Source organism: Stenotrophomonas sp. Sm6012 (assembly GCF_030985895.1).
Lineage (GTDB): Bacteria > Pseudomonadota > Gammaproteobacteria > Xanthomonadales > Xanthomonadaceae > Stenotrophomonas > Stenotrophomonas forensis.
Map to the genome: position 1 here is coordinate 1 of NZ_JAPTFX010000007.1, position 26,906 is coordinate 26,906.

At 67.4% G+C, this 26,906-nt stretch carries 22 protein-coding genes, 1 pseudogene and 1 riboswitch; of the genes and pseudogenes, 16 read left to right on the forward strand and 7 right to left on the reverse strand.

Annotation, left to right across the window (positions count from 1 at the left end; genetic code table 11):
* Positions 1-48: 48 nt before the first annotated feature.
* Positions 49-2,898: a pitrilysin family protein gene (locus O0J73_RS02505; RefSeq protein ID WP_004153582.1), complete on the reverse strand. Its 2,850-nt coding sequence runs from the start codon at positions 2,896-2,898 to the stop codon at positions 49-51.
* A gap of 414 nt (positions 2,899-3,312) precedes the next feature.
* Here O0J73_RS02505 and O0J73_RS02510 point away from each other — a divergent pair, with 414 nt between their 5' ends.
* Together O0J73_RS02510 and O0J73_RS02515 are read left to right on the forward strand one after the other, a co-directional pair.
* The gene (locus O0J73_RS02510) at positions 3,313-3,789 is read left to right on the forward strand and encodes a hypothetical protein (RefSeq protein WP_197564132.1); all 477 of its coding nucleotides are present in this window, start codon (positions 3,313-3,315) and stop codon (positions 3,787-3,789) included.
* Positions 3,790-3,858: 69 nt separating this feature from the next.
* Positions 3,859-4,338, forward strand: a complete 480-nt coding sequence (locus tag O0J73_RS02515; RefSeq protein ID WP_004153580.1) for a tRNA (cytidine(34)-2'-O)-methyltransferase — start codon at positions 3,859-3,861, stop codon at positions 4,336-4,338.
* Between the two features lie 156 nt (positions 4,339-4,494).
* On the opposite strand, the gene O0J73_RS02520 is transcribed toward O0J73_RS02515, so the two are convergent.
* Positions 4,495-5,658 (reverse strand): acyl-CoA dehydrogenase family protein, encoded by a 1,164-nt coding sequence (locus tag O0J73_RS02520; protein ID WP_004153579.1) that lies wholly within the window; start codon positions 5,656-5,658, stop codon positions 4,495-4,497.
* A 257-nt stretch (positions 5,659-5,915) separates the two neighbouring features.
* Here O0J73_RS02520 and O0J73_RS02525 point away from each other — a divergent pair, with 257 nt between their 5' ends.
* Together O0J73_RS02525 and O0J73_RS02530 are read left to right on the forward strand one after the other, a co-directional pair.
* Entirely contained in the window at positions 5,916-7,592 is a 1,677-nt protein-coding gene (locus O0J73_RS02525) for an electron transfer flavoprotein-ubiquinone oxidoreductase (RefSeq protein ID WP_197564131.1), read from the forward strand.
* A 65-nt stretch (positions 7,593-7,657) separates the two neighbouring features.
* Entirely contained in the window at positions 7,658-8,059 is a 402-nt protein-coding gene (locus O0J73_RS02530) for a c-type cytochrome (protein WP_197564130.1), read from the forward strand.
* Here O0J73_RS02530 and O0J73_RS02535 read toward each other — a convergent pair.
* Positions 8,053-11,652: a transporter substrate-binding domain-containing protein gene (locus tag O0J73_RS02535; RefSeq protein WP_308307932.1), complete on the reverse strand. Its 3,600-nt coding sequence runs from the start codon at positions 11,650-11,652 to the stop codon at positions 8,053-8,055. The genes O0J73_RS02530 and O0J73_RS02535 overlap by 7 nt on opposite strands.
* Positions 11,653-11,727: 75 nt before the next feature.
* Between O0J73_RS02535 and O0J73_RS02540 the strand changes: the two genes are divergently transcribed.
* The 5 genes from O0J73_RS02540 (at position 11,728) to pnuC (ending at position 17,355) form a co-directional block, all read left to right on the forward strand.
* A complete protein-coding gene (locus tag O0J73_RS02540) occupies positions 11,728-12,366 on the forward strand; it encodes a response regulator transcription factor (protein ID WP_008268795.1) in 639 nt (212 codons plus the stop codon).
* A gap of 346 nt (positions 12,367-12,712) precedes the next feature.
* Positions 12,713-13,120 carry a glycine zipper 2TM domain-containing protein gene (locus O0J73_RS02545; protein ID WP_308307933.1) on the forward strand — a complete coding sequence of 136 codons (408 nt, stop codon included), beginning with the start codon at positions 12,713-12,715 and terminating at the stop codon, positions 13,118-13,120.
* Positions 13,121-13,248: 128 nt separating this feature from the next.
* A complete protein-coding gene (locus O0J73_RS02550; protein WP_308307934.1) occupies positions 13,249-14,373 on the forward strand; it encodes a phosphotransferase in 1,125 nt (374 codons plus the stop codon).
* Between the two features lie 43 nt (positions 14,374-14,416).
* Positions 14,417-14,512: riboswitch (TPP riboswitch) on the forward strand.
* 69 nt (positions 14,513-14,581) lie between these two features.
* Entirely contained in the window at positions 14,582-16,777 is a 2,196-nt protein-coding gene (locus O0J73_RS02555; protein ID WP_004153569.1) for a TonB-dependent siderophore receptor, read from the forward strand.
* Between the two features lie 8 nt (positions 16,778-16,785).
* Positions 16,786-17,355 carry a nicotinamide riboside transporter PnuC gene (gene pnuC, locus O0J73_RS02560; RefSeq protein ID WP_197564125.1) on the forward strand — a complete coding sequence of 190 codons (570 nt, stop codon included), beginning with the start codon at positions 16,786-16,788 and terminating at the stop codon, positions 17,353-17,355.
* Between the two features lie 88 nt (positions 17,356-17,443).
* On the opposite strand, the gene O0J73_RS02565 is transcribed toward pnuC, so the two are convergent.
* On the reverse strand, positions 17,444-17,860 hold the full coding sequence (locus O0J73_RS02565; protein WP_308307935.1) for a hypothetical protein: 417 nt from the start codon (positions 17,858-17,860) through the stop codon (positions 17,444-17,446).
* A 115-nt stretch (positions 17,861-17,975) separates the two neighbouring features.
* Positions 17,976-18,950, reverse strand: coding sequence for a Dyp-type peroxidase (locus O0J73_RS02570; protein WP_308307936.1), 975 nt, complete (start codon positions 18,948-18,950; stop codon positions 17,976-17,978).
* Between the two features lie 412 nt (positions 18,951-19,362).
* On the opposite strand from O0J73_RS02570, the gene O0J73_RS02575 reads away from it, so the two are divergent.
* The gene (locus tag O0J73_RS02575; protein ID WP_308307937.1) at positions 19,363-20,280 is read left to right on the forward strand and encodes a DUF6624 domain-containing protein; all 918 of its coding nucleotides are present in this window, start codon (positions 19,363-19,365) and stop codon (positions 20,278-20,280) included.
* Between the two features lie 2 nt (positions 20,281-20,282).
* Here the strand turns inward: O0J73_RS02575 and O0J73_RS02580 are convergent, their stop codons facing one another.
* Complete coding sequence (locus tag O0J73_RS02580; RefSeq protein ID WP_308307938.1) at positions 20,283-20,894, reverse strand: TetR/AcrR family transcriptional regulator; 612 nt, start codon at positions 20,892-20,894, stop codon at positions 20,283-20,285.
* A gap of 126 nt (positions 20,895-21,020) precedes the next feature.
* On the opposite strand from O0J73_RS02580, the gene O0J73_RS02585 reads away from it, so the two are divergent.
* A complete protein-coding gene (locus tag O0J73_RS02585) occupies positions 21,021-22,055 on the forward strand; it encodes an aldehyde reductase (protein ID WP_308307939.1) in 1,035 nt (344 codons plus the stop codon).
* 127 nt (positions 22,056-22,182) lie between these two features.
* On the opposite strand, the gene O0J73_RS02590 is transcribed toward O0J73_RS02585, so the two are convergent.
* Positions 22,183-22,758 (reverse strand): Ax21 family protein, encoded by a 576-nt coding sequence (locus O0J73_RS02590; protein WP_004153562.1) that lies wholly within the window; start codon positions 22,756-22,758, stop codon positions 22,183-22,185.
* A gap of 539 nt (positions 22,759-23,297) precedes the next feature.
* Between O0J73_RS02590 and O0J73_RS02595 the strand changes: the two are divergent.
* The 5 genes and pseudogenes from O0J73_RS02595 to O0J73_RS02615 all read left to right on the forward strand — a co-directional run.
* Positions 23,298-23,636: pseudogene (locus tag O0J73_RS02595) on the forward strand (P-type conjugative transfer protein TrbL); the annotation flags it as partial.
* A 24-nt stretch (positions 23,637-23,660) separates the two neighbouring features.
* Complete coding sequence (gene trbF, locus O0J73_RS02600) at positions 23,661-24,365, forward strand: conjugal transfer protein TrbF (protein ID WP_308307940.1); 705 nt, start codon at positions 23,661-23,663, stop codon at positions 24,363-24,365.
* Positions 24,362-25,366 (forward strand): P-type conjugative transfer protein TrbG, encoded by a 1,005-nt coding sequence (gene trbG, locus O0J73_RS02605; RefSeq protein WP_308307941.1) that lies wholly within the window; start codon positions 24,362-24,364, stop codon positions 25,364-25,366. Before trbF ends, trbG begins: the two co-directional genes overlap by 4 nt.
* A gap of 2 nt (positions 25,367-25,368) precedes the next feature.
* Complete coding sequence (locus O0J73_RS02610; RefSeq protein WP_308307942.1) at positions 25,369-26,652, forward strand: TrbI/VirB10 family protein; 1,284 nt, start codon at positions 25,369-25,371, stop codon at positions 26,650-26,652.
* On the forward strand, positions 26,649-26,867 hold the full coding sequence (locus O0J73_RS02615; RefSeq protein WP_308307943.1) for a DUF2274 domain-containing protein: 219 nt from the start codon (positions 26,649-26,651) through the stop codon (positions 26,865-26,867). The genes O0J73_RS02610 and O0J73_RS02615 overlap by 4 nt, the downstream gene beginning before the upstream one ends.
* Positions 26,868-26,906: the final 39 nt, after the last annotated feature.

The following is a 26,906-nucleotide window of genomic DNA, read 5'->3' on the forward strand; positions in this document are numbered from 1 at the left end:
CCCCACTACGGGGGCTGGCCGGCCCGCGGTGGCGGGCAGGCGCATCCCTTACTTCTTGACCGGGTTGCCTTCGGCGTCGATCACCGTCACCTCGCCCAGGTTCAGCGCGCGCACGGCCGCTTCGGTCTGCTTGAGGTCACCCACCACCACCCAGGTCAGCGCCTGCGGCTTGATCTCGGCGGCGGCCTGCTGCACCTGCGCCGGGGTCATCGCCTCGATTTCGGCCTTGCGACGCAGCACATAGTCGTCCGGGCGCTTGAACTGCACGATCGAACCGATCGTCGACGCCACCGCGCTGGCGGTCTCGTAGGCACCGGGCAGGCTCAGGGTCTGGATGTTGCGGATGCGGTTGACCTCGGCGGCGGTGGCCGGCTTGCTGCCATCGGCGAACGCGGCGATTTCCTTGCGCATCTCCGCCATCGCCGGGCCGGTCTTGTCGATCTGCACCGGCGCACTGGCCATCCACGGACGCTGGCCCACCGAATTGACCGCGCTGCTGCGCGCACCGTATGACCAGTGCTTGTCCTCGCGCAGGTTCATGTTCAGGCGCGAGGTGAAGTCACCACCGATCACGCCGTTGGCGATGTCGAAGCGGGTCGAGCTGGTGGCGCTGGACGGCGCCACCACCTGGCCGGCGAACAGGTTGGCCTGCACCGCACCCGGCTGGTCGATCAGGAACACGCGCGGGCCCTTCGGCAGCGCGACGTCGGTGGCGGCCTTCACCTGCGGGGCATCGCCACTGGCCTTCCAGTCGCCCAGCTGCTTGTCCAGCAGCGGCACGATCTCGGCCAGCGTGGTGTCACCGACCACGATCAGGGTGCCGTTCTGCGGGCGCAGCCAGTCGTGGTGGAAGTCGACCAGGTCTTCGCGGGTCAGGCCGTTGATGGCCGCTTCATCACCGCTGCCGGTGAACGGAATGGCGTACGGGTGGCCCTTGCCGTACAGCAACGGCGGCAGCACGCGCATCGCCACCGCACCCGGGTTGACCTTCTCCTGCTGGATGCCGGCGATCCAGGTGGCGCGCACCCGGTCGATCTCGCCCTGCTCGAAGCGCGGCTCGCGCAGCAGGTCGCGGTACAGCGCCAGCGACGGTGCCAGGTTCTCCTTCAGCGCGGACAGGTCCACGCTCATCGAATCCAGGCCGGCCGAGGCATCCAGGCTGGCGCCCAGTGCGTCGGCAGCATCGGCGAAGGCCAGCGACCCCAGCTTGCCGGCGCCTTCGGTCATCAGGCTCATGGTGAAGTTGGCGGTGCCCGGCTTGCGGCCCTGGTCGGCGCTGAAGCCGCCCGGGAACTGGTAGCTGAACTGCACCACCGGAATCTCGTGGCGTTCGGCCAGGATCACCTGGGTGCCGTTCTTCAGCGTGGCGCGCTGCAGCGCCGGGAACTTCAGCTGCGGGAACTCTCGGGTCTGCGGCACGCCGGCCTTGCGGTCCACCTGCTCGGGCAGGGTGCTGTACTTCGGGTCCACCGCCGGCACGGTGAACGGCTTCGGCGTCTGGCTCGGTTCTTCCTTCAACGCCACGCGCTCACCCGGCTCGATCACCAGGGTGTGGCTGCCCTTGTCCAGCCACTGCGCGCCCAGACGGCTCAGATCGGCGGCCGTGGCCTTGTCGATGTTGGCCAGCGAAGTGCGGAAGCAGCCCGGGTCGCCGGTGAACACGGCGCACTCGGCCAGCGCGTCGGCCTTGCCGCCAAAACCACCGATGCGCTCGATGCCGCGGATGAAGCCGGCGCGGGCGCCGGTCTTGGCGCGTTCAAGTTCGGCCGCGGTCGGACCCTGCTTGATCAGCCGGTCCAGTTCCTCATCGATGATCCTCTCGACCTTGGCCGGGTCCTGGCCCTGCTTCACGGTTGCCACGATCACGAAGTTGGAGCCCAGCTGCGAGGTCGACAGGCCCGAACCGATGCTGTCCACCAGCTTGTCCTGGTGCTGCAGGCGCTGGCTCAGGCGCGAGGACTTGGCACCCCCCAACACCTGCGCGAACAGCTGCAGCTGATCGATATCGGTGGTGCCGACCTGCGGCACGTTCCAGGCGCGGTAGATGCGTGCCTGCGGCACCTTGTCGGTCATCGTCTCGCGGCTGTCGGCACTGCGCTTGGCCACGTTCACCGCCGGCTGCGCCATGCTCGGGCCGGCCGGGATGCTGCCGAAGTACTTGGCGACCTTCTCCTTGGCGGTGGCCAGGTCGATGTCACCGGCCAGCACCAGCACCGCGTTGTTCGGGCCGTACCAGGTGCGGAACCAGGTCTTCACGTCGTCCAGCGAAGCCGCGTTGAGATCGTTCATCGAACCGATCACGCCGTGGTGGTACGGGTGGCCGACCGGGTACAGCGCCTTGTTGATCTGGTCCCAGGCCTGGCCGTACGGCTGGTTCTCACCCTGTCGCTTCTCGTTCTGCACCACGCCACGCTGCTCGTCCAGCGCCGCCTGGTCGATCGCACCGACCAGGTGGCCCATGCGGTCCGATTCCATCCACAGCGCCATGTCCAGCGCGGTGGTCGGCACGTTCTCGAAGTAGTTGGTGCGGTCGGTGTTGGTGGTGCCGTTCTGGTTGGTGGCACCGACCTGCTTGAACGGCTCGAAGAATTCGCCGTCATGGTTCTCGCTGCCCTGGAACATCAGATGCTCGAACAGGTGCGCGAAGCCGGTGCGGCCGGCTGGCTCGTCCTTGCTGCCCACGTGGTACCAGACGTTGACCGCGACGATCGGCGCCTTGCGATCGGTATGCACGATCACGCGCAGGCCGTTGGGCAGGGTGAACTGCTCATACGGGATATCGACCTTGGCCGGGGCAGCCGGCTTGGCGGCCAGCACAGGGGTGGGCGCAAGCGTGCCCAGGGCGGTGCTGAGGGCGACAGCCAGCAGTGCAGCGCGCGGGCGAAGGGCGAGAGACATATCCGGATCCTTGGTCACGTAGGTGAACCCCGATCCTAGCGTGCGCACGCAGCGGCAGGAATCGGTCGCCAGTCACTGGGGGTGTTTGCCCTGATGCGCCATTTCGGCCCCTCACTGCGGCCTTCTGACAGGTCACATGCGGCGGCAGCCCGCGTCCGGACAGTGTCCGTCGCCCATCGAATGGACAGGTGTCCGCCCAGCGGACACATTTCAGATTGGAAAAAGCCTTTCAAATCAATAACTAAAAGTTGGCACGCGGATTGCTTGGTACTTCCTGCGCCAGGAAGGGCTTCAGACGCAAGATGACTGAAGACTGAACAAATGCAGGAAATCGAAAATTTTCCTTGCAAGCCCAGAATTGGTGTACTACCTTACTACCACACCACTGATAACCAACACTAAACAGGCCCCGTCATGAACGCCAAGACCATTGCCATCGCCATCGCCCTGATTGCCGGCACCGCGGTTGTTTCGTCGGTGCAGGCCTCCGAATCCATCAAGACCCTGTCCACCGTGCAGGTCCGCCCGGCCGCCGACCAGCTGGCCCAGCAGGCTTGGGAACAGGCCAGCGGCATCCCGACCCTGGCCACCGTGGAGGTGCGCCCGAGCGCCGACCAGCTGGCCGAGCGCAACGGCTACGCCGCCACTCCGGTCGCCGCCACGATGCCGATCACCACGCTGGCCTCGGTGGAAGTGCGCCCCAGCCTGGAGCAGCGCGTCGCCCTGGCAGCCGAACTGGAAGCCCAGCGCTACGCCGCCACGCTGGCCGCCGCCGCTACCAGCGTCGCCCACTCGGTCATCGTCAACCTGCCGGCCCTGCAGGTGCGCCCGAGCGCGGCCGACCTGCAGGCCCTGGCCACCGAAACCGCCCAGGTCCTGCTGCGCCCGTAACCGGTGCCGCCCTGCCCCGTGCAGGGCGTGCGCCGTAAAGGCGGCGGCCGTCGCAGGTACACTGCGCCGATGAATGCCGCGCCCCAGTTCCACGTGATCCTGTTCCAACCGGAAATCCCGCCCAACACGGGCAATGTGATCCGGCTCTGCGCCAACACCGGCGCGCAGCTGCACCTGGTCGAGCCGCTCGGCTTCGCACTGGAAGACAAGCAGCTCAAGCGCGCCGGGCTGGACTACCACGAGTACTCGCGCCTGCAGGTGCACCCGGACCTGGACACCGCGCTGGCGCGGATCGCGCCCAAGCGGCTGTTCGCCCTGAGTACCCGGGCCAGCGTGCGTTATGACAGCGTGGCCTTTGAAGATGGCGATGCGTTCCTGTTCGGGCCGGAAAGCCGCGGCCTGCCGCAGGACGTGCTCGATGCCCTGCCCGATGGCGCCCGCCTGCGCCTGCCGATGCGGCCGGACAACCGCAGCCTCAATCTTTCCAACACCGTCGCCGTGGTGATGTACGAAGCGTGGCGGCAGCACGGGTTTGCTGGCGGGGCGTAAGCGCCTTGGGTGGGTTTGAACTGCTCCTGGTGGGTGCAGACCGCTCCTGGTGGGTGTGAACCGCACTTGGTGGGTGCGGACCTTGGTCCGCACAAATGCCTGGCCGGGCGCTGAAGGAATGTGCCAACCAGGGTTGGCACCCACCACAACCCGATTTCAGAACGCGTTGATGCCGGTCAGTTCGCGGCCGATCACCAGCTGGTGCACGGTCTCGGTGCCTTCATAGGTGATCACCGATTCCAGGTTCAGCGCGTGGCGGATCGCCACGTGCTCGGTGGTGATACCCGCGCCGCCGAGCAGATCGCGACACTCGCGGGCGATATCAATCGCCATGCGGCAGTTGTTCCACTTGGCCAGGCTGACCTGCTGCGGCTGCAGCTGGCCCGCTTCCTTCAACCGCCCCAGCTGCAATGCCAGCAGCTGCGCGGTGGTGATGCGGCGGGCCATCTCGGCCAGCTTGATCTGTGCGCTCTGCGTGGCCGCCAACGGGCGCCCGAACAGCACGCGTTCCTTGGCATAGCCCAGCGCTTCATCCAGGCAGGCGATGGCCGCGCCGATCGGGCCCCAGCTGATGCCGAAGCGGGCCTGGGTCAGGCAGCCCAGCGGCCCCTTCAAGCCCTTCACGTTCGGCAGGCGATGGCTGTCGGGCACGCGCACGTCGTCGAAGAACAGCGCACCGGTCAGCGACGCGCGCAGGCTCATCTTGTGCTTGATTTCCTGGGTGGTGAAGCCGGCCATGCCCTTCTCCAGCACGAAGCCCTGGATGCCGTCCTCGGTCTGCGCCCAGACGATGGCCAGGTCGGCCACCGGGCCGCTGGTGATCCACATCTTGCTGCCGCTGATCCGCCAGTCACTGCCGTCGCGCACTGCGCGGGTCTTCATGCTGCCCGGATCGGAACCGCCGTGCGCCTCGGTCAGGCCGAAGCAGCCGATCAGCTCGCCGCGCGCCATCGCCGGCAGCCACTGCTGGCGCTGTTCCTCGCTGCCATAGGCGTAGATCGGGTACATGCACAGCGAGCTCTGCACCGAAACGAAGCTGCGCAGGCCGGAGTCGCCGCGCTCCAGCTCCTGGCAGATCAGGCCGTAGCTGACCGCACCGAGGTCGCCACCGCCGTACTCGGCCGGCAGGGTGGCGCCGAGCAGGCCCAGCGCGGCGATCTCCGGCACCAGTTCGGCGGGGAAGCGTGCCTGGTCGAAGGCATCGCCGATGATCGGCAGCACCCGCTCGTTGGTGAAGCGGGCGACGCTTTCCTGCACCGCGCGCTCTTCCTCGTTGAGCAGGGAACGGACATCGAACAGATCGTACGGATGCAAAGCCATGGCACTCACGCGCAGTCAGGACCGGGCCATTGTCGATCATCCGGGCAAAGCGTGCCGGCCAAGGTTGGCACCCACCAGAGCGGCGGCCCTACGCTGCAATGCAGCAATCGGGATGTGAACATCGGCGATCTAGCTCGATCACGCGCGTCCCGGTACCCTGACACATTCAAACAACCGTTTCGCTCGTGGCTGCACGCGCGATTTCCAGGCACCGCCGGTGGCCCCGATGCCGGCCCTACCCACGAGTCATGCAATCGATGAGCGCTGAAGCCAACGCCCTGCCCCCGCGTGAAGTAATGGAGTTCGACGTGGTGATCGTCGGCGCCGGCCCCGCCGGCCTGGCCACCGCGATCCGCCTGCGCCAGCGCGCGATCGAAGCCGGTCGCGACCTGTCGGTCTGCGTGCTGGAGAAGGGCTCCGAGCCGGGCGCGCATGTGCTGTCCGGCGCGGTGATGGACCCGCGTGCACTGACCGAGCTGTTCCCGGACTGGGCCGAGCGCGGCGCGCCGCTGAAGCAGAAGGTCACCCGCGACGAATTCCTGTTCCTCAGCGAAACCGGCGCGCGCAGCACGCCCAACGCGCTGCTGCCGGAGTGCTTCCACAACGAAGGCAACTACATCATCAGCCTCGGCGAAGTGACCCGTTGGCTGGCGCAGCAGGCCGAGGCGCTGGAAGTGGCGATCTTCCCGGGCTTCGCCGCCGCTGAGGTGCTGTATGGCGACAACGGTGAAGTGATCGGCGTGGCCACCGGCGACATGGGCATCGAAAAGGACGGCAGCATCGGCCCGGCTTTCGAGCGCGGCATGGCCCTGCAGGCGAAGTACACGATCTTCGCCGAAGGTGCGCGTGGCCACCTCGGCCGCCAGCTGATCGCCCGTTACAAGCTGGACGAAGGCAAGGACCCGCAGGCCTACGGCATCGGCATCAAGGAGCTGTGGCAGATCGACCCGGCCAGGCATGAGCCGGGCCTGGTGGTGCACGCCGCCGGCTGGCCGCTGGACAACGACACCTATGGCGGCGCATTCCTGTACCACGCCGACGGCGGCAAGGTCGCCATCGGCTACGTGGTCGGCCTGGACTACAAGAACCCGTGGCTGAGCCCGTTCGAGGAATTCCAGCGCTTCAAGACCCACCCGTCCATCCGCAAGCACCTGGAAGGTGGCACCCGCATCGGTTACGGCGCGCGCGCCATCACCGCCGGTGGCCTGATGTCGCTGCCGAAGACGGTGTTCCCCGGTGGCGCACTGGTCGGCTGCGAGGCCGGCTACCTCAACGTCAGCCGCATCAAGGGCAGCCACGCCGCGATCAAGACCGGCATGTTGTGCGCCGATGCGGCCTTCGACGCGCTGGCTGCCGACCGCCAGCACGATGAACTGGACGCCTACCCGAAGGCGTTCGAAGCCAGCTGGCTGTTCACCGAACTGCAGCAGGCCAAGAACTTCAAGCAGTGGTTCAAGAAGGGCCAGACCGTGGCCACGCTGATGACCGGCATCGAGCAGTGGCTGCTGCCCAAGCTCGGCGTGCGCAACCCGCCGTGGACCCTGCGCCACAGCACCCCGGACCACGCCTGCCTGGAGCCGGCGGCCAAGCACACCCGCATCGCCTACCCGAAGCCGGATGGCGTGCTGACCTTCGACCGCCTCAGCTCGGTGTTCCTGAGCAGCACCAACCACGACGAGAACCAGCCCAGCCACCTGACGCTGAAGGACGCCAGCATTCCGGTGAAGGTGAACCTGGCCGAGTACGCCGGCCCGGAAGCACGCTACTGCCCGGCCGGCGTGTACGAATTCGTCGGCGAGGCCGACAACGCGCGGCTGCAGATCAACGCGCAGAACTGCGTGCACTGCAAGACCTGCGACATCAAGGACCCGACCCAGAACATCGTCTGGGTGACCCCGCAGGGCGGCGGCGGCCCGAACTACTCGGGCATGTGACCGCCACGGGCTGCGACTGCATGTCGCAGCCCGGTCGTTTCCGCGCACCGCTATCCTGCCCGCCCATGCGCGCCTTCAACCTGCTCACCATCGTTGCCATGGCACTGGCGGCCACGGCCTGCCAGCGCCCGCCCGCCGCACCGGCCACGCCCGAACAGGCCCACCAGCAGGCCATGCAGCGCGCGTTCGAACTGTGCGCCGGTTGCCATACCGTGCAGCCTGGCGGCATCCATCGCTTCGGGCCGAACCTGCATGGCGTGATCGGTCGCCGTGCCGGCAGCCTGCCCGATTACGGCTATTCCGACGGCATGCGCCGCGCCGACATCACCTGGACCGCGCAGACCCTGGATGCCTTCCTGCAGTCACCTACCCAGCTGGTGCCCGGCACGCGCATGTACAACGCCTTCCCCAGCGCCGAACGCCGCGCGTTGGTGATCGCCTACCTGCAGCAGCAGCCGGCTCAGTGAGCCAGCCGCTGCAGCTGTTGCTGCAGCCGGGCCATGAACGCCGCGACCGCAGCGAACAGCGGCGCCGGATCGGTTTCGGTTGCATCCTGCAGGCGCTCGACCAGCGCATTGGCCTGGCCTGCCAGCGCGCCCGCCCCCACCGCCCCGAGGCCGCCGGCCTGGCGATGCAGGTGCAGCGCCGCCGCCGCGCGGTCACCGGCCTGCAGCGCGCGCTGCACGGCCGCCAGATCCTCCTCGCTGGCCTGCAGCAGGCTGTCGCGCAGCTGCTCGGCCACCGCCCGTGAGCCGAATCGCTGCTGCAGGGCGGCCAGATCGGGCAGTGCCATGCCGTCGTCGGCCACCGCTTCCGCCACCGGTTCGGCGAACGTCTGGCCCTGTGCCTGCGGCAACCAGCGCAGCAGCGCCGCACGCAGCGTGGCCAGTGACAGCGGCTTGGCCAGCACCTCATCCATGCCGGCCTCGCGGCAGCGCCGTGCATCGTCGTCCAGCACGCTGGCGGTCAATGCCAGCACGGTCAGCCGTGGCTGGCCGGTGCGGCCTTCGCGTTCGCGCAGCAGGCGAGTGAAGCCGAACCCGTCCAGTACCGGCATTCGGCAATCGGTGATCACCAGGTCGAAACTCTCCGCCGCCAGCCGATCCAGCCCCTGCTGGCCATCGCCGACCATCACGTGCGGCACGCCCAGCTGCTGCAATCGCCAGGCCATCATTGCCTGGTTGGTCGGGTGATCCTCGATCACCAGCACGCGCGCGCCGCGCAGCGCGGCCGGCAGCAATGCGGTCTGGTCCTGCTCGGCCACCAGGGCCTCGACATCACCACTGCCCGCTTCCACCAGCGACAACCGCACTTCGGCACGGGTGCCCTCACCCAGCGTGCTGTGCAGGGTCAACTCGCCCTCCATCATCTGCGCCAGGCGCTGGCTGATGCTCAGGCCCAGGCCGGTACCACCGTGGTCGCGCTGGATGTAGGCCCCGGCCTGGGTGAACGGTGCGAACAGATGCTGCAGCTGATCCGGTGCGATGCCCATGCCGGTGTCGGTGACGCTCAGGCACAGCGGCTGGGCGCCGTCCTCGTGGGTCGGCCCCAGCACCTCCAGCTGCAGGCGGACCTCGCCCTGGGCGGTGAACTTGATGGCGTTGCTGAGCAGGTTGAACACGATCTGCCGCAGGCGTACGCCATCCACTTCGTGCGCCGGCGCCAGCTGTGGATCAATCTGCACGTGCAGCGCCAGCCCGCGTGCACTGGCCTGGGCCGAGAGCAGGCGGCAAACGCTTTCCAGCAGCGGCCGCAGAGGCTGCGGCACCGGCTCCAGGCGCAGTGCACCGGCTTCAATCCGCGAGTAGTCGAGGATGTCATCGAGAATCTGCCGCAGCATCTGCGCCGAATCCTCGATCACGCCCAGAATGCGTTGCTGCTCGGCGTCCAGTGGTGAATGCGCCAGCACTTCCAGCATGCCGAGCACGCCGCTCATCGGCGTGCGGATCTCATGGCTCATGGTGGCCAGGAAGCGGGACTTGGCCTCCGCCGCCTGTTCGGCCTCGGCCTTCGCAGCCACCAGCGCATCGGCCTGTGCACGCGCCTCGCTCACATCCACCCAGTAGCCACTCCACGTCACGGCACCGGCTTCAGCGGAATAGGGATGGGCCTGGCTGCGCACCCAACGCCCGCCGCTATCCTCGGCACGCAGGCGGAACTCCAGGATCAACGGCGCGAACTGGCGCGCAGCCTGCTCGACCGCCTGCAGGATGCGCGCGCGATCGTCCTCCTCGATGCGCTCCAGCAGGGCCTTCGCATCCTGCTCGGCCTGTTGTCGGCTGATTCCGAACAGCGCCTGCAGATCGCCGGCGATGAACGGGAAACTGAGCGTGCCATCGGCGTCGCGGCGTGCCTGGTAGACCACCGCCGGGAGGTTGTCGGTGACTTCGGCCAGGCGCTGTTCCAGGTGACGCCGCCCGGCCACTTCGCGGCGCAGGCGCCAGTAGCCGATGCCGTGCACCAGCACGGCGGTCAGCAGCACCAGCAGCAGCGGGAATCCCCAGCGCATCACCTGCTTCCAGTCGATGCCGTTGCGGTGCTCGGCTGACAGCCAGTTACCGCGCAGTGCCTCGTGCTCGCCGGGTGTCATCTGCAGCAGCAGGCGGTCGAAGGTCGTGGCCAGCGCGGCATGGCGGCGCTCCACCGCCATCACCAGCTGATCGTTGAAACCGGCCGGCGCAGCAACCTGCAGGCGCCCCTGGAAACGACCTCGCAGCAGTTGATTGACCAGCGCCAGGTTGCCTACATAGGCCTCGGCTTCGCCATCAAGAACACGCTGCATCGCCTGTTCGGCACTGCGTGCCGCCATGATCCTGGCCTGCGGTGCCTGCTGCAGCACGTAGCCACGCACGCGCTCCGGATCGGACAGCAGCACGCGCTTTCCCTGCAGGTCCGACAGGCCCAGCAAGGCAGGGCTGTCGGCACGGCTGACGATCACGTTCGGCACACTGATGAAGGGTTGGCTGAACACCCACTCCGGGCCCAGGTAGCGTGAATCGGCAGGGATGCCCATCACCGACTGCAGCTCGCCTCGGCGGGCCTTCTCGCGCACCTCGTACCAGTCGTGGCTGCTCTCCGGCTGCAGGTGTGCACCGGCCTGCACCAGCCGATGCAGGTACTCGCTGGCCAGGCCGCTGGGCGCGCCACCCTCGCCGGTGAACGACAACGGCGCCGCATTCGGGGCGAAGCCGATCTTCAGCGGCTGCTCCAGCACCCGCTTTTCGGCCTGGCTCAGCGCCATCTGCGCCGACGCCGACCATTGCGGTGGCGGCAACCAGCGCCTTGCCAGTGCATCGCGCTGGGCCTGGCTGGTGGCGGCCAGGGCCAGGTCCAGCGCTTCGGCCAGCGGCTGCTTGCTGGTGGGAACGCCGAAGTGCAGCCGCTCGGGGGGCAGGTCGCTGGGTCGCAGCAGCACCACACCCTGCAGATGGTGGACGGCGATCAGTTCAGTGGCGACATAAGTATTGCCGATATAGACATCAGCTTTGTCGTCTCTGACCATCTCGAGCGCCGCCAGCGAGCTGTGTGCGACAAGCTGCCGGGCACGCGGAAACCGTGCCCGCACCTGTGGACCGGTCAGGAAGTCCTGCTCGATCACCACCCGCAAGCCATCCAGATCGGGATTGTCGGAGGCACGCAGGTCGCCCGGTCGGCCCACCAGGGCCAGGGGTGCTTCGCCATAGGCCGCCGTGTAGACCATGCAACGGGTGCGGTCGGCGCTGAGACCGACGTTCATCACCACGTCGACCTCGCCACGGCATGCCGCATCCAACACGGATGTCCAGTCCGGATAGCGACGGGCCTCGACCTTCACGCCCAGCTGGCGGGCGAGAAGCGACAGATAGTCCGGACCCAAGCCGACCTGCTGGCCATCGTGGAGGGACTCGAACGGCGGCCAGCCACTGTCATACTGGCCCACGACGATGCTCGGATGGGCGGCGAGGTACTCACGCTGCAGGGAGCTGAGCGGCAGCGGCCCTGGAACGCCCTGCGCCAGGGCCGCTGGCAGCACCAGTACGGCCAGCAGCAGGACCAGCCCGCGAACAGCCCAGCTACGCATCGGCGTCGATCTCCTAGAATGCTGCCAGGGATCGCGATGGTCGCGGCCCGGCCTGCCCGGTGGTCATACTAGAGCATGAGCTTGCGCATCATCATCGCAGACGACCACCCTGTGGTCCGTATCGGCACCCGCGCCGTCATCGAATCGAGCGGCGTGGGCCGCGTGGTCGGCGAAGCCGACAGTGCACAGGCATTGATGGCCCTGCTGGGCAGCCAGCCCTGCGACCTGCTGGTCACCGACTACTCCATGCCCGGCAGCCCCCAGGCCGATGGCTTTGCCATGATCGGCATGATCCGCCGTCGTCATCCCGAGCTGCCGGTGCTGATGCTGAGCGTCTCCAACAATCTGGCGATCCTGCGCATGGTGCTCGACAGCGGTGTGCTCGGCCTGGTCGACAAGAGCTCGTCGATGGACGAACTACCGCAGGCCATCCAGGCGGTCTACCGCGGCCAGGCCTACATCAGCCGCAGCCTGCGCGAGCGGGTCGAGGCCGCGGGTGGCTGGCGCATGCGCGAGGGCGACGGCAAGCCGCTGTCGCCCCGTGAGGTGGAGGTGCTGCGGCTGCTCGGCACCGGCATGACCGTAAAGGAAATCTCGCTGCAGCTGCACAAGAGCGTCAGCACCATCAGCCGCCAGAAGGGCGATGCCATGCTCAAGCTGGGCCTGAAGGGCGACGCGGAACTGTTCGATTACCTGCGCGACGGCAATATCTGAGTTCCGGCGCGCATGACCCGCGCGCCAATGCTGCTGCACCAGCAGCAGGAATACCGCCAGGGACGGACCCGCCCGGCGCCTCGGACGATGCCGGGCCGGGCCGCGGACGCCTTGCCGCACAAGGGCAGGGCCGATCACACGCCGCCGCTTTCCCAACTGCCGGCTGAGCGGCCGGGTCCACTTTCAGCCTTGCTTCATGCCTTCTACCGCTAGATGAATGCGCAAGCCGCACGGTGCGCCAGGCAATGTTCCGGCAATGTTGGAACGCCAGCGTGGACATCACGGCAGCCGGGGCGCCCCGCGCCCTCCCTGCCCAGCGTGGCATGCACCTCACAGGAGAACGAACATGCTCAGTACTTCCACACTCAGCTTCCGTGGTCTGGCGATGGCCTTGGCACTGGTGGCCGGTGTCGCCGTGGCCAGCGATGCCAGCGCGATGTCGAGGAAGGACAAGCGCACCCTGGTCGGCGCCGTGGTCGGTGGCGTGGCCGGCAACCTGCTCTCCAATGGCGATCCCGCCGCCACCGTCGGTGGCGCCGTGGCCGGCGGTGCGATCGGCAACCTGACCACCTCCGACCGCCGCGACCGTCGCTATTACGACAACCGCTACTACGACAACCGCTACGACCGCCGATACGACCGTGGCTACTACCGCAGCGGCTACTACGACCGCGGTGACGACCGCCGCTGGCAGCGCGAGCGCTACTACGACAACCGCTACTACAACGATCGCGGCCGTCATCGCGGCTGGTAAGCGGCGGCACGGCACACCGCGAGCGGGTCCAGGGACGGGCGGGTCGATGACCCGCCCGTTTGCGTTGGCCGCGGGCATGGCGTTGAATGCGCAGCCTTGGATGTGACTTTCCCCTTTCGGGCTGCGGCATGACTTCCTTCTCCCACCGCGTGCAGGGCCTCAACAACGACGAGGTCGCTGCCGACTGGCCACCGATCAGCGCACGGGACATCGGCTGGCTGCGCGCGCACTACCCGCAGCTTGACGGGCAAAGCCAGCCGCGCTGGCACAGCCCGCGGCCACTGTCGGCCGCCGCCATTGTCGACGGCGCGCAGGGTGCGGTGTTCATCAAGCGCCATCACCACAGCGTGCGCAGCGCGGCCTGCCTGGAAGAAGAGCACCGCTTCATCGCGCATCTCGCGGCGGCAGGCGTGCCCGTGGTGCACGTGCTGGCGGCCGCCGATGGCCATACCGCCGTCGAGCACGGCGAGTGGACCTTTGAACTGCACGCCGTTGGCGTAGGCGACGATCTGTACCGCGATGCAGTGTCGTGGTCGCTGCTGACCGATGTCGTGCAGGCCCGCGAAGCCGGTCGCGCGCTGGCGCGACTGCACCACGCTGCGGCCAGCTACCACGCGCCCCAGCGCAGTACCCATCTGCTGGTCGCGCGCGACGATCTCATCCGTGCCGACGATCCGATTGCAGCGATCAAGGCGGACCTGCCCACACGCCCCGGCCTGGCCCGCTACCTCGCACGCATCCCGTGGGAAACGCAGCTGCGCCGCGATGTATTGCCGTGGCACAGCGGCCTGGCCGAGCGCCTGCGCGACGAACCGCAGCTATGGGCGCACAACGACTGGCACGTCTCCAACCTGCTGTGGCGCGACGGCCAGGTCAGCACCGTGCTGGATTTCGGCCTGGCCTCGCCCACCAGCGCACTGTTCGACCTCGCCACCGCGATCGAGCGCAACGCGGTGGCGTGGCTGGAACTGGAGCGCGGCATGGAGGCGGTACGCATCGACATCGCACGGGCGTTGCTCGATGGCTATCGGCAGGTGCTGCCGCTGTCGGCCGCGCGCGTGCACCTGCTGGCCGACCTGCTGCCGATGGTCCATTTCGACTTCGCACTGTCCGAAGTGGAGTACTTCGAAGGTGTCACCAGCGCGACCGCGAACGCCGACGTGGCCTGGCAGCCCTTCATGCTGGGGCATCCGGCATGGTTCCACAGCCCGCCCGGCCAGGCACTGCTGCAGGCCCTGCACGCCGCGGCATGAACGCCACCGGCTCGCAAATCCGTACCATTTGTAGTGAAATGGTCACCTGAAGCGGGGGTGCCTGGATCTGCCAGGCTGAGAGAGTCCCTTGGAACCTGATCCGGTTTGCACCGGCGTAGGGAGCTTTGAGCCGCAGCCACACCCCCGTCATGGGCCGTGCACCTGCGCGCCTTCGCTTCGTCTCCCTTGTTGTCCGAAGACGAACCGAATGAACCGCTGCCTGCGCCCCACCCTGCTCTCCCTCGCCCTCTGCGCCGCGCTGCCGCTGCCGCTGCATGCCAGCGAGGCCGACGCTGCTGCCGATGCGGCTGCCACCGGCGCCGAACGTTCGCCCACCGAACTGGCGGCGGTGCGCGTGCAGGCCGGCAAACCGAGGGCGGATACCTCACGCGTGAATGCCTTCGGTGGCGGTTCGTGGAAGGACACGCCAGCTTCGGTGAACGTGCTCGAGCGCGACTACCTCGACCGCCGCCAGGTGCGTTCGCTGTCCGAGCTGGCCAGCAACGATGCCTCGCTGGGTGATGCGTATGCACCCGTGGGCTATTACCAGAACATCGCCATCCGCGGATTCGCGCTCGATGCCGCCACCGGCTATCGCTTCAACGGCCTGTCCATCGCTGGCGAACAGCGCCTTGCGCTGGAGAACGTGCAGGCGGTGGAGATCCTCAAGGGTGAAGCCGGCCTGGCCGCCGGCGTGATGGCACCAGGTGGCATCATCAACTACATCGGCAAGCGTCCGGCCGAAGTGCGCACCGCCACGCTCGGCACCGATTCGGAAGGCTCGCGCTACGTCGCCGTCGATGTCGGCCACTGGATCACCCCGCGCTTCGGCCTGCGCCTGAACGCCGCCTGGGATTCCAGCAATTCCTACGTCGAGCACGCCGATGGCCGCCGCAACTTCTACTCGCTGGCCGCCGACTGGCTGATCGGCGAGCGCGGCAAGCTGGAAGTGGATGCCAACTACCAGACCAGCTCGCAGCGCTCGGTGTCCGGCTACCAGCTGCTGGGCGCGCGTGACCTGCCGCGCGGTGTCGACCGCGAGCATCTGCTCGGCTACCAGCCGTGGCAGCGCCCGGTGGATATCGCCAGCACCAACATCACCGCTCTGCACACCTACGACTTCAACGACGCGTGGCAGTCGCGCGTCTCTGTCGGCCACAGCCGCTCGGTGATCGATGACAACGTCGCCTTCGCCTACGGCTGCTATTACGCCGCGCAGTGCGCCGATGGAAGTGTGCCGGGCAACTACTTCGCCCCCAATGGCGACTACGACATCTACGACTACCGCAGCCCCGACGACACCCGGCGCAACCAGCAGGCGCGTGCCGAGCTGCGCGGCCGCTTCGAGACCGGCACTGTCGGCCACCAGCTGACTGTCGGCGCCGACTATTTCCGCCGCACCGTGGACAAGCGCCCCAGCGTCAACGAGTACGTTGGCACCAGCAACATCCACGACACGCAGGTGCCGGTGTTCGAGCCGTCGCCGAAGATGCCCGGTCCGTCCGCGCGACGCCTGGACAGCCGCCAGACCGCATTCTTCGCACTGGACCGGATGAGCTTCGGTGACGACTGGCAGTGGCTGGCCGGTGGCCGCTTCGTGCGCCTGGACGAACGCGCGTACGACAAGCGCGGCACCCCGCAGCGGCACAGCCGCCTGTCGCGCTTCCTGCCGCAGACCGCGCTGGTGTGGAAGGCGACGGACCAGCTCAACGCCTACGCCAGCTACGTGCGCGGTATTTCGCTGGGCCAGGAAGCGCCGTTCTGGACCAGCAACGCCGATACCTTCCTGCCGTCGGTGCAGTCGCGGCAGCTGGAAGTGGGCGTGAAGTACGTGCCGGTCGAGGCGCTGACGCTGGGCGCGGCGGTGTTCCGCATTTCACAGCCGTACCAGTACGCCCAGCCCGACAACAGCGACGCTGGCTATACCTTCGTCGAACAGGGCACGCAGACCCACACCGGCCTGGAACTGACCGCCAACGGCCAGCTGACCGATGCGCTGCAGATCGTGGCCAGTGCCAGCGTGCTGCAGGCGCGCGCGCGCGACACCGGCACGCCGGCCTATGAAGGCCATCAGCTGGTGAACGTGCCGAAGGTGCGCGCCAGCGTGCACCTGGCCTACGCGTTGCCCTTCGTGCAGGGCCTGGAAGTGACCGGGGGCTGGCGCTATGCCGGTGCCAATGTCGCCCGTGCCGACGGCGGCGTGCGTGCACCGGACTACTCGGTGTTCGATGCCGGCCTGCGTTTCCAGCATCGCCTGCACCAGCGCGCGGTGACCTGGAACCTGTCGGTGGACAACGTGTTCAACCGCTTCTACTGGCGTGATACCGGCAGCAGCGGCGGTGACTACTACCTGTTCCCCGGCGCACCGCGACAGGCGCGCCTGTCGGTGACGTTCGCGCTGTGAACGGCGTCGTGCTCGAGTGGACCGCCGCGCTGTGCAGCGTGCTCGGCGTCTGGCTGATGGCCCGGCGCCGGCTGTCGGCATGGCCGGTGGGCCTGCTGTCGGTGACCCTGTACGGGCTGGTGTTCGCCGAAGCCAAGCTGTACTCGGACACCCTGCTGCAGGTCGCCTTCGGCGGTTTCCTGGTCTACGGCTGGCTCAACTGGCGCCAGCATGCCGCCGACGAGGGCAGCATCCGCATCGTGCCGCTGGCGCGCGGCAAGCTGCTGCGCGACCTGGCCATCGGCCTGTGTGGCGGCGTGGCGCTGGGCGCGGCCATGCACACCTTCACCGATGCCGCGCTGCCGTGGCTGGACGCGATGCTGACCGCGCTGAGCCTGGTCGGCCAGTGGTGGCAGGCGCGCCGGCACGTGGCGTGCTGGTGGGTGTGGATCGCAGTGGACGTGGTCTATGTGGGCGCCTACCTGTTCAAGTCGCTGCACGTGACCGCGGCGCTGTACGTGTTCTTCCTCGGCCTGGCCGTGTTTGGCCTTCGCGCGTGGAGCGCAGCCGCGCGTGAGCCACAGGTGGCCGTCCGGTAGAGCGAATCCATCGGTAGTCGCCAACCTTGGTTGGCGCGCGCCTGTCGGCCAGGGTCAGTGACCAGGCGCATCCATGCAGGGCGTGGCTCTACTTCGGCTCCAGCGCCAGGCCCAGCCGCAGCGGCTGGCGCATGTCCGGCGGTGGCGCCTGCAGGGGTGCGGCCAGCAGCGCCGCGCGCAGATCGGCGTCCACCTGCCGGTCGCCCAGGCTGTCGAACTCCAGTTTCGAGATGCGGCCATCGGCGGCGATCCACACGCTGACCGGCAACGGGGCCGGCGTGTCAGGATGCGCCTGCAGCCATTCCAGCACACGCTGGGCCTGCGGGTCCTGCTCCTGTTGCAGGCGCTGCTGCAGCTGGCCGCCCACGGCGGCGGCATAGGCCATCCAGTGCGCAGGAGCGTCCTGCGCGGACACGCTGGCACTCCCCAGTGCCAACACGCCGAACACCGCAGCCAGCGGACGCCACCAGCGCCGTATGACGCTCTTGTTCCCTGTCCTGGCCATCGCCTGCCTCCTGCGCTCCCATCCAGCGCGCCATGGTCGGTGTCGTAGATGACAGGCGGATGGCGGAGGGCAACCCGTAGAGCCACGCCATGCGTGGTTGCCAGGTCGGGCGCGATCAGTCGCCCAGATCGGCCAGCACCCTGCGCGCGGGCGCAAAGAAGGTCACGCCGGTGACGGCGGTGGAGAAGTCCAGGATACGGTCGTGCAGCGGCGCAGGATTACCGATGAACATGCGCTCCAGCATCGTCTCGATCACCCACAGGCGGCGCGTGTAGCCGATGAAGTAGGTGCCGTACTCGCCACGGCCCGGCGTGGCGAACGGCATGTTGTCACGCAGGATCTCGTGCTCGCCGTCGGCGTCCTCGATCGTGCACAGCGTCTTGTGCGACTTCTGCGCATCGGCCGGCGCGTCGTCCAGCTCGATGTTGTCGTGCTTGGTGCGGCCGATGATCGCCTCCTGGGCTTCGGTCTTCTGCGCGCGCCAGGCATCGAGGTTGTGCAGGTACTTCTGCACCACCACGTAACTGCCACCCGCGTGGTCCGGGTCCTCGTCACCCACGATGGTGGCTTCCGGCAGTGACAGCCCTTCCGGGTTGGCGGTGCCGTCGACGAAGTCGAGCAGGTCACGGCCATCGAAATAGCGGAAACCGGCCACGTCATCAACGGTTTCCACCGCATCGCCGAAGGCCATCAGCAGGTTGCGTTCGAATGCCACGATCAGGTCCATCGTGCGTGCACGGATGTGGTACAGCAGGTCGCCCGGCGTGGAGACCGCAGTGTGGGTGGCGCCCTTGATCTCGCGGAACGGCTTCAGTTCGCGCGGCGGCGTGCTGCCCACCAGCGACTGCCACACGCGATGGCCGATGGCCACGTTGCAGGTGAAGGTGCGTTCGATCTCGCGGATGGCGGTGTTCTTGATCAGGTCGTCGGTACTGGCCAGCACCTCGCGCACCTTGGCGATGGAATCGGCATCGTCCTTCACCTTCAACACCAGGAACGCGGCCGAGTGGGTCAGCGGCGCGGTGATCTGCTGCGGCTCGTTGTCGAGCGTGTGGTTGAGGGCGGTGATCGGTGCGGGCTGGGAGTTCACGGCGGTTCCTGCTGCTGGCTTGAGGCGGGCGCATCGCGCGCGGCGATGTGCGGGCGATCATAGCGGAACCCCCCTGCCAGCGACGGAGCGGTTCTCAGTTCGCCACTACGCAGAAGGGGCAGCGGGCGCGAAGGCGTCGCGCGACTGTCCGCAAGTGATCTCGAATGGGTCCCGCCCTTGCAGGCGATACGCAGGAAGGGGCCGGCCAACAGGCCGCGCTCGCGAAACCAGGCGAAGACCTCGGCCGGGCACCATTCACGGCCGTCCGAAACGGCAATGCCGCACTCACGCAGTGCGGTTCTCCCTGGCTCCGCGCCAGTGTGCCGCCACCCACAGGGCACGAACACTGGCACACTGCAGGTACCGGCGGCATGGCATTGCCCATGCAACGGCCTTCATGGAGGAAGACACGTTGGCATTCATCCTCACGCCCCAGCTGGCACCGGCATTGCTTGTGCTGCTGGCTGCAACCGGCAGCACCCATGCGGCCGGGGCCGGTTCGTTCTACGAGGCACTGCAGCGCTATCAGGACGACGACGCCAAAGGCTGTGCCGGTGCCCTCGGCGCGATGTACCACAACGGTGAGCGCTTCCCGGACGGTGGCGAGCTGTTGCTGGTCGAATGCACCGCCGCCACCGGTGACCACGCCGCGGCGATGGCCTACGTCATCGCGCTGCTGGGCCAGGACCGCCTTCCCCTCGAGGATCTGCTGCACAAGGATCGCCCAGGCCTGAATGCCCTGCGTGCCGGACCGGAGTGGCCGCGGATGCTGGCCCGCGCGGAAGCGATGCAGAAACAACGTGCGGGAATGATGGACGAACCCTTGCGCAGGGAACTGCTCGACCGTGAAGCCCGCGACCAGGCCGCGCAGCATGCAGCCATCGCGGACGGCGGCGGCGAGGCCTTCAAGGGCACCGCACCTGTAGCCAAGGCCAATGCGGAGTGGCTGAAGACCGTGATCGCCGAGAAGGGATGGCCGACCCGTTCAAAGGTTGGCCGTGATGGCGCCAAGGCGGCCTGGCTGCTGGTGCAGCACGCCGACCAGGACCCTGATTTCCAGGCCCAGGTGCTGCCGTTGATCGAACACGCCGCCCAGGCAGGCGAGGCCGACCGTGCCGACGTGGCCCTGCTCACCGACCGCGTGCTGGTGGCGCAGGGCAAGCCGCAGCGCTACGGCAGCCAGTTCGTGCAGGGCGACGACGGCGCGATGCAGTTGCGCCCTACCGAAGACATGCCCGGCCTGGACGCGCGGCGCAGCGCCATGGGCCTGCCGTCATTGGCCGAGTACAAGGCGATCCTCGCCGAAAGTTACGGCAAGCCGGTGAACTGATCCTACGGCCCGGCTGCAGGCCGCTGGATCAACCGCTCGAATACCGTACCCAGCAACTCGGCCAGCTCGTCCTCGTCGGCATCGGCAAGGGCCGGCAGCGCGATCATCTGCCGCATCACCTGGAAGCCGGAAATCATCGCCAGGATGAGCGCGGCGCGCTCGGCCCGCTGCGTGCCCTGCAGCGAGGCGGCCACGGTCTCCAGGTGATGCGCGGCGATCTTGTCGCGGCCGATTTCCGCTGCCAGTGGGCTCGATGCGGAATGGAAGGTGATCAGGAATCCGTCCATGGGCGTGGCATCGGCGCGGGTCATCTTCACCAGTGCGCGCGCCAGTGCCTTGCCCGGTTCCGGCTGGTCCATGATGCCGCCGGCAATCAGGCTGCCCTGGGTCATGGTGTCTTCCACCACCTCCGCGAACAGCTGCTCCTTCGAGCCGAAGTAGCGGTTCACCATCATCGCCGTCACCCCGGCCCCGGCCGCGATGTCACGCACTCCGGCGCCGTCATAGCCGGACAGGGCGAAGGCCCGGCGTGCGGACGCCAGAATCGCCTCGCGGGTCGCTTCGGCATCACGTTGGCGGCGCGTGCGGGTGGTCGGTGCGGCGGGCGTGTTCATGCGTTAAGTATACAGCTGTAGACAATGGCCGGCAACGCATGTATACAGCTGTAGACATAGCCGCCCGTGCCGCAGGATCCGCGTCGGGATGGCCCGCCAATCCCCCCACGTATCTGGAGAGTTCCCATGAAAACGACCGTCCTGGTGACCGGTGGCACCGGCTTCATCGCCCAGCACTGCATCCTGGCCCTGCTCGCGGCCGGCTACGACGTCCGCACAACGGTGCGCTCACTGTCGCGCGAAGCGGAGGTGCGCCAACAGCTGAAGGTCGGTGGCGCCGAGCCGGGCGATCGCCTCAGCGTGGTGGTGGCCGACCTCGGTCGCGACGAGGGCTGGGCCGAAGCCGTTGCCGGCTGCAGCCACGTGATGCATGGGGCATCGCCTACACCCACCGGCGAACAGACCAGCGAAGAACAGTGGGTGCGCCCGGCCGTGGATGGCAACCTGCGCGTCCTGCGCGCGGCGCGCGACGCCGGCGTGCAACGGGTGGTGCTGACCTCGGCCTTCGGCGCGATCTGTGCCGGCCACGGCGACATCGGCCGCCCGTTCAACGAGACCGACTGGAGCGATCTGTCCGCTGATGTCTGGCTCTACCAGAAGTCGAAGACGCTCTCCGAGCGTGCTGCGTGGGACTTCATCGCGCGCGAGGGCGGTGGCCTGGAGCTCTCGGTGGTGAACCCGACCGCAGTGCTCGGCCCGGTGCTGGGCAGCGACTATTCGCACTCCATCCGCCTGGTGCGCAATCTGCTCCAGGGCCAGAAGGGATCGCCGAAGATCAATTGCGGATTCGTGGACGTGCGGGACGTGGCAGACCTGCATTTGCGTGCGATGACCCATCCGGCGGCCAGCGGCGAGCGCTTCATCGCCATCGCCGGGGACAGCCTGTGGCTGGGCGAGGTGGCAAAGATCCTGAAGCAGCGCATGGGCGCTTCCGCGGGCAAGGTCAGTACCCGTGTCATTCCCAACTGGGTGATGCGCCTGGGTGCACTGAAGGACCCGGCGCTGCGTGGCTCGATGCCACTGCTGGGCCGCACCATGAACGCAACCAGCGAGAAGGCGCAGCGCATGCTGGGGTGGTCACCGCGTTCGCGCGAGGACGCCATCGTGGCGACCGCCGAAAGCCTGATCCGGCTCGGGCTGGTGCAGAGCCCCGATCACTGAAGCCCGGGATGCCGGTGAACGCGGTGCCCATAAAAGTGAAGCCCGGCGCGAGGCCGGGCTTCGGTTGGCGTGTGGGAGAGAGAGAGAGTCACACGCCAGCACAACACGCACTAACGACAGGCGTTTGTTACCAGGTGAAGCGCGGGCCCACGAACCACTCGCGGTCGCCGGCCTTGGCCAGCTTCACTTCGCCACTCAGGCCCCAGTTCTGGTTGAACTTGGCGGTGGCGCCGACGCGGCCGTAGAACTCGCCGTCCGGGTTGTAGCCGTGCTTCTTGCTGAAATCTTCGTAGCCGGCCATCACGTAGCCTTCCACGTACGGGTTGAACGCGGTGCGCACGCCCACTTCGGTGGAGTAGCCGTTGAAGTCCAGGCCGCGCTTCTCGTCATACTTCTGGTACGCAACGCGCGCCACCAGGTCGGTGTTCGGTGCGATGCCGTAGTTGTAGCCGACACCCAGGCGCCACTGGTCGACGTCGTTCTTGAACTTGTCGGTCTCCTGCGCGCTGTAGTCGCCGAAGATGTGGAAGTTCGGGTGCACCGCAACGGAACCCTTCACCTTCCAGCCATCGGCGTCGCCGCCCTTGGCATCGGTGTTCACATAGCCGCCTTCAACGTAGTTGTACGACAGGCCGTCGGTTGCCGATGCAGCGAACGGCAGAGCAGCCAAAAGACCCAGGGCAAGCAGCGAATTCTTGTTCATCGGGACACACCTTTAATTATTTTGGTTTCGTCGACCGCCTCCCGGGAGGGGGAGAGAGAGGAGGCGATCGACAGGTGTGAATTATCCGTTAGGGGGTCTAATCGACCCTGAATATTGAACTGACTGGTATATAAATATGGTTCCCGTTCAGGGAACTCGCCGTGCGCCATTGTAGACGGGCAAGCATAGGTTTGCGTTTTTGCTGAACCTATGGTTGCGCATGGGCTGAAAACTTATGGTTGCAACGGCCTATGGGCAGAGCTGACTCCGCGGCGCATTGGCCCTCGCCAACGGCCGAGGAGCCAAGCACCGTCGTGATGGCGGTCCAATCTTGTCGGCCCTTGAAATATTAGGACGCTCCCTTAGGTGCCCCACGAAGGTTCGCGGCCTTGGGAGTCGAACGAAGCATACCGTTGGCGTCGGCGACTCAGGAGAAGTAGTGGTCGACATCGCCAGAGTTACGTCCGCTACGGGCCGTGTGCTGCCGCCCCTCGCTCCTCTTGAATCTCACGGCTGGTTCCGGCCAGGAGCGGAGGTTCCACTCTGCCAAGACCGGCGCGCAGGCTGCCGGGCGCAGCACCGCATCCGGCGCGTCCGGCGCTGCGCAGAAGATGACCGGCTCTTTCCGTGCTGGATGGAACGGCACAGAGGCCGGTGGCGGCGCTGCGTCCGGTGCGGCCGGCTCCGGCCAGGCGGCCGCAGGCGAAGCCGCAGACGGCGCCGCCAGCTCGCAGAAGCAAGAGCAGCCCGCATGGGCCAAGCGGATGCACCGCCGCCAGCAGATCACCCATGCCGCGACCACTGCCGCACACACGTTGCGCGGTGGCGATGGCGGCGGCTCCGGGCAAGGCCCGAGCCTGCGCGGATCAGACGATTAAAGCGATTCACAAGGAGAACTGACCATGCGATTCAAACGACCGCAGGTGCGCTATGCCGATACGCCGCAGCCTGCCACTCCGTATCAAGCCGCCGCCCAGGTGTGGGACGAGCGTATCGGTTTGGCCCGCGTGCAGGCGAAGAATTGGCGGCTGATGGCCTTCGGCTGCTTGGTGCTGGCCTTACTGATGGCGGGCGGCTTGGTTTGGCGCTCGGCGCAGTCCATCGTGACGCCCTACGTCATTGAAGTCGATCAATCCGGCCAGGTGCGTACTGTAGGCGAGGCCGCCACGCCGTACCGGCCCGCCGATGCGCAGATCGCGCATCACCTGGCGCGCTTCGTGGCTCTGGTGCGCTCCCTGTCCATCGACCCCATCGTGGTGCGGCAGAACTGGCTCGACGCCTACGACTACACCACCGACAAGGGCGCGGCCGTGCTAAACGACTACGCGAGCAAAAACGATCCGTTCGCGCGCGTCGGCCGCGAATCGGTGACGGTGCAGATCACCAGCGTCACGCGCGCCAGCGATGCCTCGTTCAACGTCCGTTGGACGGAACAGCGGTTCGTCAATGGCGCACCCGCTGGCACCGAGCGCTGGAACGCCGTGCTTTCTACCGTCCTGCAAACCCCGCGCACCGAACAGCGCCTGCGCAAGAACCCGCTGGGGATCTACGTCAACGGCCTGTCGTGGAGCCGCGAGCTGGATTCTTCCGAAGGAGCCAAGCCATGAACCTGCCTTTCCGCTTTTACGCTTTAGTGCTGACAGTGGCGGCCACCACGTCGTCCTTGCTGGGCTGCGCCTCGCAGGGCAAGCCGCCGCCGTCCATCTCGCTCGATGAGCCGGTGCAAGCGCAGCCGCTGCCCGAGCCGCCCAAGCCGGTGGAAGTTGTCGCCGTGCCCGAGCCGCTGGCGCTGGCTGCGCAGTTGAAGCCGCTGCCGGAGGTGGACGAGCCAGCGACCGTGCCGGAGCCGGCCGACGAGAAAGTACGCGTCTCGCGTGCGAATGCAGAAGCGCGCATCGCGCCGACCCGCGAGGGCTACGTCAACGCGATTCAGGTGTGGCCGTACAGCGACGGTGCGCTGTATCAGGTCTATGCGGCACCGGGGCGCGTCACCGTGGTTTCGCTCCAGCCCGGCGAGGAACTGGTGACGGTCGCCGCTGGCGACACCGTGCGCTGGATCGTCGGCGACACCTCCAGCGGCAGCGGAGAGGCGCTGCGCGTCAATGTGCTGGTCAAGCCCACCCGCTCGGGTTTGAAAACGAATATGGTTATCACCACCAGCCGCCGGACGTATCTGCTGGAACTGACCTCGACCGAGAAGGCATGGATGGCCTCGGTGTCCTGGAACTACCCGAAAGACAGGATGCTGGCCTTGCAGCGCCAGTCCCAGGCCGCACAGACAGCCGCGCCGGTCGATACCGGCCTGGCGCTGGAGAAGATCCGCTTCCGTTACGCGATCAGCGGCAGCAATCCGCCGTGGAAGCCGCAGCGGGCTTTCGACGATGGCGAGAAGGTCTATATCCAGTTTCCGCCAGGCATCGCCCAGGGCGAACTGCCGCCGCTGTTCGTCATCGGCGCGCAGGGTGACGGCCAGCTCGTCAACTATCGTTTCCGTTCGCCGTACTACATCGTGGATCGCCTCTTTGGTGCGGCCGAACTGCGCCTGGGTGGCGATGGTGGCGACGTGGTGCGAATCGAGCGCACCGACGGCGCGGCGCGGAGGAACTGACCATGAACCAAGACGACACTCCCGACCTCGCCGCGCCGCACGCGGCGGGCAAGATCGCGCCCGAGGCGGTGGTGCTACGCGCCCAGCCGCGTCCGGTCACGCGCCTGAACCGGCGCACGCTGGCCATCCTCACCGGCGGCCTGTCGGTCGCCGTGCTCGGCGCGCTGATGTGGTCGCTGCAACCGCAGCGGCGCGGGGCCAACGAGCAGACCGAGCTTTACAACGTCGAACGCGTTTCCAAGTCCGAAGAACTGGACGCGCTGCCGGCGGACTACTCCAAGCTGCCGCCGGCCTTGCCGCCCAAGGTGCCCGAACTCGGGCCGCCGCTGCCGGGTGATCTTGGCCCGGCCATCGTCAAGTCGCAGCAGCCGGTGGCGGCCGCCTATGCGGCCCCTGGCAACGACCCCAACGATGCGCTGCGCAAGGAAGCCGAAGCGGCTGCGGCATCGTCCGTATTCTTCCGCTCAGGCACGCAGAAGGCCGCGCCGGTGGCGCAGTCGCAGGCCGCCGCCGCGCCGGGCTTCGCCGCCAATGCGGCGTTCGACCCGATGGCGGCCGGGCCGGCCTCCACACCGGCGCAGCCCGTCGACCCGACGGCGGTACAGAACCGGCAAGACCAGAAAGAGGCATTCCAGAAAGCCGGAACTGCGGAAACCCGTAATTCCGGCAATCTGCAAATGCCGGCTTCGCCGTATCAGGTGATGGCTGGGACAGTCATCGCCGGGGCACTGGTGACGGGCATCACGTCGGATTTGCCGGGCGATGTGATCGCCACGGTAACGGAGCCTGTCTATGACACGGCTACCGGGCGCTTTTTGCTGATGCCGAAGGGTTCGCGCATTCTGGGCCGCTACAACAGCCAGGTGAGCTACGGGCAGAGCCGCGTGCAGGTGGTGTGGAACCGGATCATCCTGCCCGACACGTCTTCGCTCACGCTCGACAATCTGGTCGGAGCCGACCCGGCCGGCTATGCCGGGCTGGAAGACGACGTGGACTACCACTGGGGCCGCATCTTCGCCGGCGCGGCGCTGACCACGCTGCTAGGTGTCGGCGCCGAGCTGGCCGCGCCCGAGAACCGCCAGGACGGCGACCGCATCATCATCGCCGGCCGCGACAGCGCGCAGGACAGCATCAATCAGGTCGGGCAGGAAATGACCCGGCGCAACATGAACATCCAGCCGACGCTGACTGAGCGGCCGGGCCTGCCGGTTCGCATCATCGCCAACCGCGATCTGGTACTGCGGCCCTACCAGCCGTTGTTCTTCAATCGGGGGGCTTCACAATGAGCGCACGCAAACTTCGCTTGGGGGCGCTACCGAGAACCGCGAGCGTGAAGGTCACGTTTTCGTGCCCGGCCAGCCTTAAGGCAGATCTTGACCGCTACGCCGCTCTCCATTCGCAGACGTACGGAGAGGCCGTTGATGCGGCAACGCTGGTCCCGCATATGCTGCAGGCGTTCATAGACGCGGATCGCGAATTTCGACGATCCCAGAGGAGTTAACGTCCAGCCATCCAGTCAGTGGGGGAAGCTAGTGCACTT

Excerpts from the sequence above, each read along its gene's own strand:
- O0J73_RS02520 (WP_004153579.1), bottom strand. The coding sequence starts at position 5,658 with ATGGCTTTGCATCCGTACGATCTGTTCGATGTCCGTTCCCTGCTCAAC.
- O0J73_RS02540 (WP_008268795.1), top strand. The coding sequence starts at position 11,728 with ATGAGCTTGCGCATCATCATCGCAGACGACCACCCTGTGGTCCGTATC.
- O0J73_RS02515 (WP_004153580.1), top strand. The coding sequence starts at position 3,859 with ATGAATGCCGCGCCCCAGTTCCACGTGATCCTGTTCCAACCGGAAATC.
- O0J73_RS02545 (WP_308307933.1), top strand. The coding sequence starts at position 12,713 with ATGCTCAGTACTTCCACACTCAGCTTCCGTGGTCTGGCGATGGCCTTG.
- O0J73_RS02505 (WP_004153582.1), bottom strand. The coding sequence starts at position 2,898 with ATGTCTCTCGCCCTTCGCCCGCGCGCTGCACTGCTGGCTGTCGCCCTC.
- O0J73_RS02610 (WP_308307942.1), top strand. The coding sequence starts at position 25,369 with ATGAACCAAGACGACACTCCCGACCTCGCCGCGCCGCACGCGGCGGGC.
- trbF (WP_308307940.1), top strand. The coding sequence starts at position 23,661 with ATGCGATTCAAACGACCGCAGGTGCGCTATGCCGATACGCCGCAGCCT.
- O0J73_RS02510 (WP_197564132.1), top strand. The coding sequence starts at position 3,313 with ATGAACGCCAAGACCATTGCCATCGCCATCGCCCTGATTGCCGGCACC.
- O0J73_RS02580 (WP_308307938.1), bottom strand. The coding sequence starts at position 20,894 with ATGAACACGCCCGCCGCACCGACCACCCGCACGCGCCGCCAACGTGAT.
- O0J73_RS02615 (WP_308307943.1), top strand. The coding sequence starts at position 26,649 with ATGAGCGCACGCAAACTTCGCTTGGGGGCGCTACCGAGAACCGCGAGC.
- O0J73_RS02555 (WP_004153569.1), top strand. The coding sequence starts at position 14,582 with ATGAACCGCTGCCTGCGCCCCACCCTGCTCTCCCTCGCCCTCTGCGCC.
- trbG (WP_308307941.1), top strand. The coding sequence starts at position 24,362 with ATGAACCTGCCTTTCCGCTTTTACGCTTTAGTGCTGACAGTGGCGGCC.
- O0J73_RS02525 (WP_197564131.1), top strand. The coding sequence starts at position 5,916 with ATGAGCGCTGAAGCCAACGCCCTGCCCCCGCGTGAAGTAATGGAGTTC.
- O0J73_RS02530 (WP_197564130.1), top strand. The coding sequence starts at position 7,658 with ATGCGCGCCTTCAACCTGCTCACCATCGTTGCCATGGCACTGGCGGCC.
- O0J73_RS02585 (WP_308307939.1), top strand. The coding sequence starts at position 21,021 with ATGAAAACGACCGTCCTGGTGACCGGTGGCACCGGCTTCATCGCCCAG.
- O0J73_RS02565 (WP_308307935.1), bottom strand. The coding sequence starts at position 17,860 with ATGGCCAGGACAGGGAACAAGAGCGTCATACGGCGCTGGTGGCGTCCG.
- O0J73_RS02535 (WP_308307932.1), bottom strand. The coding sequence starts at position 11,652 with ATGCGTAGCTGGGCTGTTCGCGGGCTGGTCCTGCTGCTGGCCGTACTG.
- O0J73_RS02590 (WP_004153562.1), bottom strand. The coding sequence starts at position 22,758 with ATGAACAAGAATTCGCTGCTTGCCCTGGGTCTTTTGGCTGCTCTGCCG.
- O0J73_RS02550 (WP_308307934.1), top strand. The coding sequence starts at position 13,249 with ATGACTTCCTTCTCCCACCGCGTGCAGGGCCTCAACAACGACGAGGTC.